Source organism: Cellulosimicrobium cellulans, from assembly GCF_001722485.1.
Taxonomy (GTDB): Bacteria; Actinomycetota; Actinomycetes; order Actinomycetales; family Cellulomonadaceae; genus Cellulosimicrobium; species Cellulosimicrobium cellulans_A.
In genome coordinates, this window is record NZ_LWGL01000109.1 from 1 (window position 1) to 11,109 (window position 11,109).

Consider the following 11,109-nt stretch of genomic DNA (forward strand, 5'->3'; position numbering starts at 1 on the left):
GGCACGATCGTCAAGGTCGCGGTCGAGGACGGCACCCAGGTCGCCGAGGGCGACCTCGTCGTGGTCCTCGAGGCCATGAAGATGGAGCAGCCGCTGCTCGCGCACCGCGCGGGGACCGTGCGCTCGCTCGCCGCGAGCGCCGGGGCCGCCGTGAGCGCGGGGACCGCGATCTGCGAGATCGTCGACTGACGACGGGGGTTCAGCGGGCGGCGCCCGCGTCGGCCGGCTCGACGGGCTCGGCCTCGGGCGCGGAGCCCCGCGACGCGGCGCGCATCGCGCGACGTCCCGACGGCAGCGCGACCGCGACGGCGATCACGGCGAACATCAGCACCCCGGACACGACGAGCAGCGACTCGACGGTGAACCGGTCGGCGAGCGGCCCGAACACGACCATGCCGAGCGGCGTCGACACGGCCATGACGATGCCGACGAACCCGAACACGCGGCCCTGACGGTCGGGCTCGACGGTCTCCTGGAGCACGGTCATCGACGTCGTCGAGAACGGCGGCACGGACAGGCCGAGCAGGAACATGAGCGCGAAGAACAGCCACATGTTCGTCGAGAGCCCCATCGCCACGGACAGCAGGCCGAAGACGGACGTGGCGCCGACCATCATGGCGACGCGGTTGCGCAGACCGCCCCACGTGGCGAGCAGCACGCCGCCGAGGAGCATGCCGACCGAGAACGCCACCTCGTTGACGGTGAGCTTCCAGACCTCCTCGCCGAAGGTCCGCGCGACCATGAGGGGCGTGAGGTACGAGGGCGCGACGACGAGCAGGAACACCACGGCGTAGAGCCCGAGGACCCACCGCACGAACGGGTGCGAGCCGAGGTAGCGGAACCCCTCGACGAGGTCGTCGAGGTAGCCGGCGCGCTCCCCCGCCGCGGCCGCGCGCGCGAGCGTGGGCACCGGGACGAGCAGGAGCAGGCCGATCCCGACGACGGCCGTGACGACGTCGACGAAGAACACGGCGACGATCGACGAGCTCGCGTAGACGGCCGCCGCGACGGCCGGGGCCAGCAGCATCATGGCGGACTGGATCGACTGGTTGATGCCGTTGACGCGCAGCAGCTTGCTCGTCGGGACGATCTGCGGCAGGAGGGCGGCGACGGCCGGCGTCTGGATCCCGGCCCCCGCGGACCGGATCGCGAGCGCCGCGTAGATCAGCCAGAGGTCGTCCGCGCCGCCGAGCATGAGCAGGGCGAGGGCGAGCGTCGTGAGGGCGATGGTGGCGTCGGCGACGACGACGAGCACCTTGCGGTTGACCCGGTCGGCCCAGACGCCGCCGAAGATCGACACGACCGCCTGCGGGAGGAACCCGAACAGCGTGCTGAGCGCGAGCACGCCGCCGGACTTCGTCTCGATGGTCAGGTGCCACAGCACGGCGTACTGGACGAGCATGGACCCGAACAGCGAGACGGTCTGCCCGGTGAGGAACACCGCGACGTGCCGTCGCCACCCCGGCGCGGCCCCCGCGTCGTCCGGCGTGGTGCCGTCGGCGGGCGCGTCGTTCTCGTACGGCGTATGACTCACGCGCCCATGGTGCCGCGCGCCACCGACACGGTCCACGCTTTTCCGCCCCGCCGCTCCCCCACGGGCTGCAGGGCCTGCGGGCCGCCGCGGCCCGTGCTCGAGGTCAGTCGAGCGCCGGCTCGGGACTCGTGTCGACGGCGCCCGCGTGGGCGACGTGGGCGAGCTGGCGCCACACGAGCACGAGCGTGATCCCGGCACCGGCGAACGCGAACCAGAACGGCGCGGTGAGCCCCCAGGTCTCCGCGAGGACGCCGCCGACGAGCTGCCCGACGGCGATCCCGCCGTAGACGCACACCATGTACGCGGCGGAGACGCGGCCCTGGAGCGCGGTCGGCACCGCGCGCTGGCGCACGGTGCTCGACACGGTGCCCCAGACGAACGCGTACAGGCCGAACACGCCCATGATCACGATGGCGACCCACCCGGTCGTCGTCAGCGCGAGCGCGGCGTGCATGAGCACCTCGAGCGTGAGGCACACGCGCATGAGGGTCGCGAGGCGCACGCGGCGCTCGAGCCGGCCGTAGATCCCGATCGCGACGATCCCCCCGACGGCGGACGCCGTCGTCAGCAGCCCGAAGCCGACCTCGCCCATGTGCAGGTGGTCGAGCGCGTACGACACGAGGATCGCCCAGGGGGCCGCCCAGGTGACGTTGAAGACGAGGATGACGAGCGCGAGCGTGCGCACCGGCGCGTTGCCGAGGATCCACCGCACGCCCTCCGCGATGTCGCGGCGCACGTGGCTGCGCTCGTCGCGCGCGGGCAGGGGCGTCACCGCGATGCGCGCGACGAGCAGCACGGCGAGCACGATGCTCACGGCCTGCACGACGAAGGGCCACACCATGCCGGCGGCGAAGAGGAAGGCCCCGACCGGCGGCCCGACGAGCTGGTTGCCGACGAGGAACCCGGCCTGCAGCCGGGCGTTGCCGGTCCCGAGGTCCGCCCGGTCGACGAGCATCGGCAGGAGCGTGCTCGTCGTGGTGTCCGCGAACACCTCGGCGACGCCGAGGAAGAACAGCGCGACGAGCACGACCGTGATGCTCACGTGGCCCGTGACGACGAACGCGCAGAGCACCGCGACGACGCCCGCGCGCAGGAGGTTCGCCACGACGACGAGGCGGCGGCGGTCGACCCGGTCCGCGATCGCGCCGGCCCACAGGCCGAGCAGCAGCCACGGCACGCGCTGCACCAGCGCCGCGAACGCGACGAGGAACGCGGAGTCCGTCTGCGACTGGACGAGCAGGGGCCCGGCGGCCAGCGCGATCCCGTCCCCGATGTTGCTCACCCACGACGACCCGACGAGCCACCGGAAGCTCGTCCCCATCCGCCGGGGGACGACCGCCTCGACGATCATGCTCATGCCCGCACCTCGCTCACGAGAGCCAGAGCCTACGTCCCCGGCGCCGCCGACCCCCGCTCATTTCCCCGACCTGGCAGCATGGCCCCCGTGACGATCCCCACCACGCCCCGCGACCCGGGCGAGCCCGCACCGCGCCCGGCCCGCCACCTGCAGCCCGGCGACGGCTGGGTCGCGTGCGCGTGCGGGAGCCGGCACTGGGGCCTGCACGGCGCGGCCGGCCTGCTGCTCGGGCGGCGCGACCCGGACGGCGTCGTGCGCGACGTCGTGCTGCAGCACCGCGCGCCGTGGAGCGACCAGGGCGGCACGTGGGGCGTGCCGGGCGGCGCCGTCGGGCCGGACGAGACGCCCGTCGAGGGCGCGCTGCGCGAGGCCGCCGAGGAGGCGGGCATCGACCCCGCGACCGTGGTCGTGCTCGGCGAGCGTGTGCTCGACCACGGCCCGTGGCGGTACACGACCGTCGTCGCCGAGCTCGCCGACGGCGCCCCGCTCGAGCCGCGCGCCACGGACCCGGAGAGCGTCGAGGTCCGGTGGGTCGACGTCGACGACGTGGCCGCCCTCCCGCTCCTGCCGGCGTTCGCGGACGCGTGGCCGGCGCTGCGCACGATGCTCGACGGCGAGGGCTGAGCACCGCGCCCAGAGCGCCCCGTCCTCCCCGGGGGACTATCGTCGGCGGATGCGCATCGAGCTGTCCGTGACCGAGGCCGTCGAGCTCGCCCGCGCCGCCGGTGCGCTCCCCCCGTTCGTCCGCACGGTGACGGGCGAGGGCGAGGAGGTGCGCGTCACCCTGGACCTGCGCGAGGTGCCCGACGCGCCGTCGGCGCTGAGGCTCGCGGCCCGGGTCGTCCCCGTGGTTCGCACGTCGCTGCGCCTCGAGTCGTTCGTCGCGGGGACGGCGGTCGTCGCCGTCGAGGCCCACGCGGCGGGCCTGCCCGCGCACAAGCTGCTCAAGGTCGGCGAGGGCCCGCTGAAGGCGGTGCTGCGCTCGCGCGGGCTGCCGCCCGAGGCTCTGCGCGTCCTGCCCGACGCCCGCGTCGCGCTCGACGTCCAGGCGCTCGTCGCGTCCGCGGCCGGCGACCGGCTGCCCGCGGTGCAGATCACCGACCTCGCGTACGCGGACGGGACGGCGCGCGCCGAGGCCACGCTCTAGCCGTCCGCGTCGGGAGCGCCCTGGCGTGCCCGGCCCGAGGGCCTCAGTCCTCCCGGTGGTGCAGCATGCGCGCGACCTCCGCGATGGACCCCGTCAGCGACGGGTACACCGTGAAGGCCGACGCGACGTCGTCGACCGTGAGCCGGTGCGACACCGCGAGGGTGATCGGGAAGACGAGCTCGCTCGCGCGCGGCGCGACGACCACGCCGCCGAGGACGACGCTCGCCTCCGGGTGCGCGAACAGCTTGACGAAGCCGTCGCGCATCCCGAGCATCTTCGCGCGCGGGTTGCGCGCGAGCGGGAGCGTCGTGGTGACGTACTTGCTGTTCTGCGCCTTGAGCTGCTCCTCGCTGTAGCCCACGGTCGCGATCTCCGGGGCGGTGAAGATGTTCGCCGCGACCGTGCGGAGCTTGATCGGCGCGACGGAGTCCCCGAGCACGTGAGACATGGCGACACGCCCCTGCATCGCCGCGACCGACGCGAGCGGTAGCACGCCCGTGCAGTCGCCGGCCGCGTAGACGCCGCGCGCCGTCGTGCGCGAGACCTTGTCGACCTCGACGTGACCGCTCGGCGTGAGCCGCACGCCGGCCTCCTCGAGGCCGATGCCCTGCGTCGAGGGGATGGACCCGACCGCGAGCAGCACGTGCGTCCCCTCGACCACGCGCCCGTCGGCGAGCGTGACCCGCACGCCGTCCTCGGTGCGCACCGCCGACTCGGCGCGCGAGCGCGACATCACCGTCATGCCGCGCGAGCGGAAGACGCCCTCGAGCAGCTCGGCGGCGTCGGCGTCCTCGCCCGGGAGCACGCGGTCGCGGCTCGAGACGAGCACCACGTCCGAGCCCAGCGCGTTGTACGCGCCCGCGAACTCGGCGCCCGTGACGCCCGAGCCGACGACGATGAGCCGCTCCGGCAGCTCCTTGAGCGCGTACAGCTGCGTCCACGTGAGGATGCGCTCGCCGTCGGGCTGCGCGGTGGGCAGCACGCGCGGCGTCGCGCCGACGGCAAGGAGGATCGCGTCGGCCTCGAGCACGAGGTCGCCGTCGGTCCCGTCGTTCGTGCCGGCACCCTCGACGACCACGCGCTCCGGTCCGTCGAGGCGGCCCTCGCCGAGGACGACGCGCACGCCCTCGCGCTCGAGACGCGCACGGATGTCCGCCGACTGCGCGGCCGCGAGCGCCAGCACGCGCGAGTTGACGGCCTCGAGGTCGACGATGTGGCGCCGGGCGGCCGGGTCCTGCGTCGTCCCCGTCTCGGCGGGGAGGCGGATGCCGAGGTCGGCGGCGCGGTCGGCGATCGTCATCCAGTCCGCGGTGGCGATGAGGGTCTTGGAGGGCACCACGTCGGTGAGCACCGCGGCGCCGCCCATGCCGTTCTTCTCCACGACGGTCACGTCGGCGCCGAGGCGCCGTGCGACGAGCGCGGCCTCGTACCCGCCGGGACCACCTCCCACGACGACGATCCGGGTGGCCTGGCGGTCGAGGGTCTCGTGCGTCACGGGTGCCATTGTCGCAGGCGACCGCGCCGGACGGTGTCACCATGCGAGACGCGCGCGCCGCGCTCGGTGGCGCTCCCCCGGGTCTGCGACGGGCGGGAGGACTAGCCTTGCGACCATGACGACGACGCCTGCGAGCACGCCCTCGCTCGACGACCCGACCACCGACCCGTTCCACGTCGCGAGGGCGGCGGCGGACCACATCGCCGAGGCGACCGGGGTCGACGGGCACGACATGGCGCTCGTCCTGGGCTCCGGGTGGGGCGGGGCGGCCGAGCTGCTGGGCGACGTCGTCGCCGAGATCCCCACGCACGAGATCCCCGGCTTCTCCGCGACGACGGTCGCGGGGCACCTGACGGTGACGCGCTCGATCCGCGTCGAGCGCGCCGACGGGTCTGTGCGCCACGCGCTCGTGCTCGGCTCGCGCACGCACCTGTACGAGGGCAAGGGCGTGCGCGCCGTCGTGCACGGCGTGCGCACGGCCGCGGCGACCGGCGCCCAGACGCTGATCCTCACCAACGGCGCCGGCGGCCTGCGGACCGAGTGGACGGCCGGGACGCCCGTCCTCATCTCCGACCACCTCAACCTCACGGGCCGCAGCCCGCTCGAGGGCCCGACGTTCGTCGACCTCTCCGAGGTCTACTCCGCGCGGCTGCGCGACATCGCCCGCCGCGTCGACCCGACGCTCACGGAGGGCGTGTACGCGCAGTTCCCCGGCCCCCACTACGAGACCCCCGCCGAGGTGCGCATGGCCCGCGTCGCCGGCGCGGACCTCGTCGGCATGTCGACGACGATCGAGGCGATCGCGGCGCGCCACTGCGGGCTCGAGGTGCTCGGGGTGTCGCTCGTGACGAACCTCGCGGCGGGCATCAGCCCGACGCCGCTGTCCCACGCGGAGGTCATCGAGGCCGGCCAGGCCGCGGGGCCCCGCATCAGCTCCCTCCTCGCCGACATCGCGAAGCAGGTGTGACATGACCGAGCGTGCCGCGTCCCGCCGCAGGGCGTCGCAGCCCCGTCCCGGCGCCCCCGCCGAGGCCGCCGACGACCCCGGCTTCGACCCGGGGGCCGACCACGGCGCGTTCCTCGCGCGCGTCGCGGCGTGGGTCGACGATGACGTCGACCCCGACGACCAGGCCGAGCTGCGCCGCCTGCTCGACCTCGCCGACTCCCCCGACCCCCGGATGCACGACGTGCGCGTGGGCGCGCTCGCCGAGCTGCGCGACCGCTTCTCCGGTCCGCTCGTCTTCGGCACCGCCGGCCTGCGCGGGCGCATGGGCGCCGGCCCGCACCGCATGAACCGCGCGGTCGTGGTCCGCGCCGCGGCGGGGCTCGGCGCGTTCCTGCTCGAGACGCTCGGCAGCGGCGAACGGCCCCACGTCGTCGTCGGCTTCGACGCGCGGCACAACTCGCGCACGTTCGCGGTCGACACCGCCGCCGTGCTCACCGCGGCGGGGATCGACGTGTCCGTCCTGCCGTCGGCGCTGCCGACGCCGGTGCTGGCCTTCGCCGTCCGGCACCTCGGCGCCGACGCGGGCGTCATGGTCACCGCGAGCCACAACCCGCCGGCCGACAACGGGTACAAGGTATACCTGGGCGGTCGCGTCGTCACCGGTTCCGGGCAGGGCGTGCAGATCGTCGCGCCGTACGACGCGCGGATCGCCGCCGCGATCGACGCGGTCGGCCCCGCGCGCGCGGTCCCGCGTGCGGAGAGCGGCTGGACCGTGCTCGGGCGGGACGTCGTCGACGCGTACGTCGGCTCGGTCCTCGCGCTGTCCGACGGCGCGCCGCGACGCCTGCGCGTCGTCACCACGGCGCTGCACGGGGTCGGAGGCGCCGTCGTCGCCCGTGTGCTGCGCGAGGCCGGCTTCACCGACGTCGTGCCCGTCGAGGAGCAGCTCGACCCGGACCCCGAGTTCCCGTCCGTCGCGTTCCCCAACCCGGAGGAACCGGGCGCGATGGACCTCGCGCTCGCCTACGCCCAGGACGCCGGCGCGGACGTCGTGCTCGCCAACGACCCGGACGCGGACCGGTGCGCCGTCGCGGTCTACGACCCGCGCGTCGGGACGTACCAGGGCGCCGAGACGGCGCGCTCGAACGGGTGGCGCATGCTGCACGGCGACGAGGTGGGCGCGCTCCTCGGCAACGACGTCGCCGTCCGCGGCGCGGCGTCGGGTGCACCCGGCGGCGTGCTCGCGTGCTCGATCGTGTCCTCGCGCCTCCTGGGCCGCATCGCCGCCGCGCACGGCCTGGGCTTCACGACGACGCTCACCGGGTTCAAGTGGATCAGCCGGGTAGACGGCCTCGCGTTCGGGTACGAGGAGGCGCTCGGCTACTGCGTGGACCCCGAGCACGTGCGGGACAAGGACGGCATCAGCGCGGCCCTGCTCGTCGCGCAGCTCGCGAACCGGCTCAAGGCCCAGGGGCGCACCCTCGTCGACGCCCTCGACGACCTCGCGCGGGCGCACGGCCTGCACGTGACCGACCAGCTCTCGGCCCGGTTCGAGGACCTCGACCGCATCGGCACGACGATGGCGCACCTGCGCAACGCCCCGCCGCGCACGCTCGCCGGCGCCGGCGTGACCGACGTCGCGGACCTGTCCGCCGGCCTCGACGGCCTGCCGCCCACCGACGGCGTGCGGATCCTCACCGCGGACGGCACTCGGGTGATCGTGCGCCCGAGCGGCACCGAGCCGAAGGTCAAGTGCTACCTCGAGGTCGTCGTGCCGGTCGAGAAGGACGCGTCGCACGACGACCTCACCGCCGCGCGCGCGTTCGCGCGCGAGCGGCTCGACCGCGTCAAGGCCGACATGACCCGCGCCCTCGGCCTCTGACCGACCCTGGGCGGGGCGGGACGCGCGGACGGCCCCGGCGCGGTACGCGCCGGGGCCGTCGTGCGTCGGCCGCTGCGTGCTGACGGCCGCGCGCTGCGGTCAGTAGCCGGAGCCGGCGTCGCCGGTCGGCGCGCCGCCGTCGAAGCCCGCGAGAACGGCGGCGGTGCCGGACAGGCCGAGGCGCGTCGCGCCGTGCTCGATCATCGCGAGGGCGTCCGCGAGGGTTCGGATGCCGCCGGACGCCTTGACGCCGAGTCGCCCGCCGACGGTCTCCGCCATGATCGACACCGCGCGCGTCGTCGCGCCGCCCGTCGGGTGGAACCCGGTGGACGTCTTGACGAAGTCCGCGCCCGCGGCCTCGGACGCCCGGCACGCCTCGACGACCTCGTGGTCGCTCAGCGCGGCGGACTCGATGATGACCTTGAGGACGCGGTCCTCCGGGACGACGGCGCGCACCGCGGCGACGTCCTCGCGCACGGCGTCCCACGCGCCGGCCTTCGCCGCGCCGACGTCGATGACCATGTCGACCTCGTCGGCGCCGTCGCGCACCGAGCGCGCCGCCTCGAACGCCTTGACGTCGCTGTGGTGCTTCCCGGACGGGAACCCGCACACGGTCGCGACGAGCAGCCCGCGCTCACGCGTCGTCGCCGGGTCGAGGGGCAGCATCGACGGGGACACGCACACGGAGTAGACACCGAGGCGCACCCCCTCGTCGACGAGGGCCGCGACGTCGGCGGGCGTCGCCTCGGGCTTGAGCAGCGTGTGGTCGACGAACCGGGCGAGCGCCGCGGCGTCGAGGGGTGCCGCGCTCATCGCTGCGCCCCCTCGACGAGCTGGTACCCGGGCAGAATCACGTCGTCGACGAGCGCGCGGCGCTCGTCGTGGTGGACGAACGCGCTCCACGCCGCGGTGAGCGTGACGTCGGCGAGGTCGTCGAGCGTCCAGCCGGCCTGCTCGACGAGCAGCGTCATCTCTCGCGTCATCGACGTGCGCGACATGAGCCGGTTGTCGGTGTTGAGCGTGACGGCGAAGTCGAGCTCCTTGAGGAACGTGATGGGGTGGTCCGCGACCGACGCCGCGGCGCCCGTCTGCACGTTCGACGACGGGCACAGCTCGAGCGGGATCTGGTGGTCGCGCACCCAGTGCGCGAGGCGCCCGAGCGCCGCGGTCCCGCTGCGCTCGTCGCGCGCGACGTCCTCCACGATGCGCACGCCGTGGCCGACGCGGCTCGCCTGCCCCAGGTGCACGGCCTCGGCGATCGACTCGACGCCGGCGGCCTCCCCGGCGTGGATGGTCGCCGGGAAGTTCTGCTCGGCGAGGTAGCGCCAGATCTCCACGTGCCGCGAGGGCGGGAACCCGTCCTCGGCACCCGCGATGTCGAAGCCGACGACGCCGTTCGCGCGGTTCGCGACCGCGAGCTCGGCGATCTCCTGCCAGCGGTCCGCGTGGCGCATCGCGGTCACGAGCTGGCCGACGCGGATGGTGCGGCCCGACGCCGCCACCTCGGCGACGCCCTGCTCGATACCTGCCTGGACGGCGTCGACCGTCTCCTGGAGCGACATCCCGCGCTGCAGGTGCTGCTCGGGCGCCCAGCGCTGCTCGGCGTACACGACGCCGTCGGCTGCGAGGTCGAGGACGGCCTCGCGCGCGACGCGCGCGAGCGCCTCCGGCGTCTGCATGACCGCGATCGTGTGGTCGAACGTCTCGAGGTAGCGCACGAGCGAGCCGGAGTCGGCCGACTCGGCGAACCACGTCGCGAGGGACTCGGCGTCGGCGGCGGGTAGCTCGTGCCCGACCTCGGCCGCGAGCTCGAGGATCGTCCCGGGCCGCAGCCCGCCGTCGAGGTGGTCGTGGAGCACGACCTTCGGCAGGGACCGGATGACGTCCGCGGTCAGCGGACGGGTGTCGGTGGTCATGCGCTCACGCTACCGGCACCGCCACGAGGGCTCACACGTAGTCGTCCTCCTCGCTCGGCACGGCCGACGCCTGCTCGACGACGTCGGCCTCGTTCGCCTCTCCCGCGAGGTCCGGTCGCGCGGACCCCGGCCGGTACTCGTCCGGCTCGTGGTCGGGGTCCTCCACCCGCGCGTCGCCGGTCTCGACCTCCTCGACGAGGTTCACGACCTCGTCGTCCGGCTCGACCAGGCCGGCGTCACGCTGGGCGTCGTCTCCGGGGACCGTGCTCATGGCGACTCCTTCACTGCCGGGGGTGGTGCGCCCCCATCCTCACGCCGCCCCGTCCCCGTCGCCAGTCCGGTCGGCCGGTGACGGCGCACCGGTCGGCAGGAGCGCCCAGACGACGTGGGGCCAGCCGCCGAGCGCACGGCGGACCGCGGGCTCCGTGGCCCCGGCCGCGAGACGGTCCGCGGCGATGCGGTGCACCGTGCCCGACGACGGCTCGTAGAGCCAGCACCGCCGCGCCGGGTCGACCGCGGTGAGCAGCACGACGTGGCGCGGCACCGCCGCGTCGAGGCCGCCCGACAGGTCTCCTCCGGTGAACAGCGGCACCGGGATGCCGCGCGCGGCGGCGTCCACCGCCGTCTCGAGCACCTCGCGGGTGTCGGCACCGATCATCCGGTGCGTGAACCGCACGTCCGCGTACCGCGCAATCCGTGCCGCGCCCCACGGCGGCGTGCCGAGCGCGGCCGGCCACGGGAACGGCCCGAGCGCGCCCCGCGACGTGCGTCGCTTGACCACCCGCTGCAGGTGGCGCCAGCGCCCGGCCGCGGCCGCCGGCGCGTAGAGCCG

12 protein-coding genes are annotated in these 11,109 nt (G+C 75.0%); 5 read left to right on the top strand and 7 right to left on the bottom strand.

All coding sequences use genetic code 11. The features are described 5' to 3' along the window. The coding region (locus JZ5iCDA_RS12045) for a biotin/lipoyl-containing protein (RefSeq protein ID WP_290438812.1) at nucleotides 1–189 on the top strand (189 nt) is incomplete at its 5' end. 10 nt (nucleotides 190–199) lie between these two features. On the opposite strand, the gene JZ5iCDA_RS12050 is transcribed toward JZ5iCDA_RS12045, so the two are convergent. Together JZ5iCDA_RS12050 and JZ5iCDA_RS12055 are read right to left on the bottom strand one after the other, a co-directional pair. Next, complete coding sequence (locus JZ5iCDA_RS12050) at nucleotides 200–1,534, bottom strand: MFS transporter (protein ID WP_069387395.1); 1,335 nt, start codon at nucleotides 1,532–1,534, stop codon at nucleotides 200–202. Nucleotides 1,535–1,637: 103 nt separating this feature from the next. Next, entirely contained in the window at nucleotides 1,638–2,891 is a 1,254-nt protein-coding gene (locus JZ5iCDA_RS12055) for an MFS transporter (protein WP_069387396.1), read from the bottom strand. A 78-nt stretch (nucleotides 2,892–2,969) separates the two neighbouring features. On the opposite strand from JZ5iCDA_RS12055, the gene JZ5iCDA_RS12060 reads away from it, so the two are divergent. Both JZ5iCDA_RS12060 and JZ5iCDA_RS12065 read left to right on the top strand, forming a co-directional pair. Then, nucleotides 2,970–3,515 carry an NUDIX hydrolase gene (locus JZ5iCDA_RS12060; protein WP_083259956.1) on the top strand — a complete coding sequence of 182 codons (546 nt, stop codon included), beginning with the start codon at nucleotides 2,970–2,972 and terminating at the stop codon, nucleotides 3,513–3,515. A gap of 49 nt (nucleotides 3,516–3,564) precedes the next feature. Beyond that, a complete protein-coding gene (locus JZ5iCDA_RS12065) occupies nucleotides 3,565–4,038 on the top strand; it encodes a hypothetical protein (RefSeq protein ID WP_069387397.1) in 474 nt (157 codons plus the stop codon). A gap of 43 nt (nucleotides 4,039–4,081) precedes the next feature. On the opposite strand, the gene JZ5iCDA_RS12070 is transcribed toward JZ5iCDA_RS12065, so the two are convergent. Next, on the bottom strand, nucleotides 4,082–5,542 hold the full coding sequence (locus JZ5iCDA_RS12070) for an NAD(P)H-quinone dehydrogenase (protein WP_069387398.1): 1,461 nt from the start codon (nucleotides 5,540–5,542) through the stop codon (nucleotides 4,082–4,084). Between the two features lie 106 nt (nucleotides 5,543–5,648). On the opposite strand from JZ5iCDA_RS12070, the gene JZ5iCDA_RS12075 reads away from it, so the two are divergent. Both JZ5iCDA_RS12075 and JZ5iCDA_RS12080 read left to right on the top strand, forming a co-directional pair. Continuing rightward, nucleotides 5,649–6,500 carry a purine-nucleoside phosphorylase gene (locus tag JZ5iCDA_RS12075; RefSeq protein WP_069387399.1) on the top strand — a complete coding sequence of 284 codons (852 nt, stop codon included), beginning with the start codon at nucleotides 5,649–5,651 and terminating at the stop codon, nucleotides 6,498–6,500. Between the two features lies 1 nt (nucleotide 6,501). After that, the gene (locus JZ5iCDA_RS12080; RefSeq protein WP_083259957.1) at nucleotides 6,502–8,361 is read left to right on the top strand and encodes a phospho-sugar mutase; all 1,860 of its coding nucleotides are present in this window, start codon (nucleotides 6,502–6,504) and stop codon (nucleotides 8,359–8,361) included. A gap of 99 nt (nucleotides 8,362–8,460) precedes the next feature. On the opposite strand, the gene deoC is transcribed toward JZ5iCDA_RS12080, so the two are convergent. The 4 genes from deoC to JZ5iCDA_RS18925 all read right to left on the bottom strand — a co-directional run. After that, a complete protein-coding gene (gene deoC, locus JZ5iCDA_RS12085) occupies nucleotides 8,461–9,174 on the bottom strand; it encodes a deoxyribose-phosphate aldolase (protein ID WP_069387400.1) in 714 nt (237 codons plus the stop codon). Then, complete coding sequence (locus JZ5iCDA_RS12090) at nucleotides 9,171–10,277, bottom strand: adenosine deaminase (protein ID WP_069387401.1); 1,107 nt, start codon at nucleotides 10,275–10,277, stop codon at nucleotides 9,171–9,173. Before JZ5iCDA_RS12090 ends, deoC begins: the two co-directional genes overlap by 4 nt. A 31-nt stretch (nucleotides 10,278–10,308) precedes the next feature. Further along, nucleotides 10,309–10,548, bottom strand: coding sequence for a hypothetical protein (locus JZ5iCDA_RS12095; protein ID WP_069387402.1), 240 nt, complete (start codon nucleotides 10,546–10,548; stop codon nucleotides 10,309–10,311). Between the two features lie 39 nt (nucleotides 10,549–10,587). Next, the coding region (locus JZ5iCDA_RS18925) for a hypothetical protein (RefSeq protein WP_069387403.1) at nucleotides 10,588–11,109 on the bottom strand (522 nt) is incomplete at its 5' end.

What these genes read in the sequence shown, in the direction of transcription:
- JZ5iCDA_RS12055 (WP_069387396.1), bottom strand. Translation starts at nt 2,891, where the DNA reads ATGAGCATGATCGTCGAGGCGGTCGTCCCCCGGCGGATGGGGACGAGC.
- JZ5iCDA_RS12060 (WP_083259956.1), top strand. Translation starts at nt 2,970, where the DNA reads ATGGCCCCCGTGACGATCCCCACCACGCCCCGCGACCCGGGCGAGCCC.
- JZ5iCDA_RS12065 (WP_069387397.1), top strand. Translation starts at nt 3,565, where the DNA reads ATGCGCATCGAGCTGTCCGTGACCGAGGCCGTCGAGCTCGCCCGCGCC.
- JZ5iCDA_RS12070 (WP_069387398.1), bottom strand. Translation starts at nt 5,542, where the DNA reads ATGGCACCCGTGACGCACGAGACCCTCGACCGCCAGGCCACCCGGATC.
- JZ5iCDA_RS12075 (WP_069387399.1), top strand. Translation starts at nt 5,649, where the DNA reads ATGACGACGACGCCTGCGAGCACGCCCTCGCTCGACGACCCGACCACC.
- JZ5iCDA_RS12080 (WP_083259957.1), top strand. Translation starts at nt 6,502, where the DNA reads ATGACCGAGCGTGCCGCGTCCCGCCGCAGGGCGTCGCAGCCCCGTCCC.
- deoC (WP_069387400.1), bottom strand. Translation starts at nt 9,174, where the DNA reads ATGAGCGCGGCACCCCTCGACGCCGCGGCGCTCGCCCGGTTCGTCGAC.
- JZ5iCDA_RS12090 (WP_069387401.1), bottom strand. Translation starts at nt 10,277, where the DNA reads ATGACCACCGACACCCGTCCGCTGACCGCGGACGTCATCCGGTCCCTG.
- JZ5iCDA_RS12095 (WP_069387402.1), bottom strand. Translation starts at nt 10,548, where the DNA reads ATGAGCACGGTCCCCGGAGACGACGCCCAGCGTGACGCCGGCCTGGTC.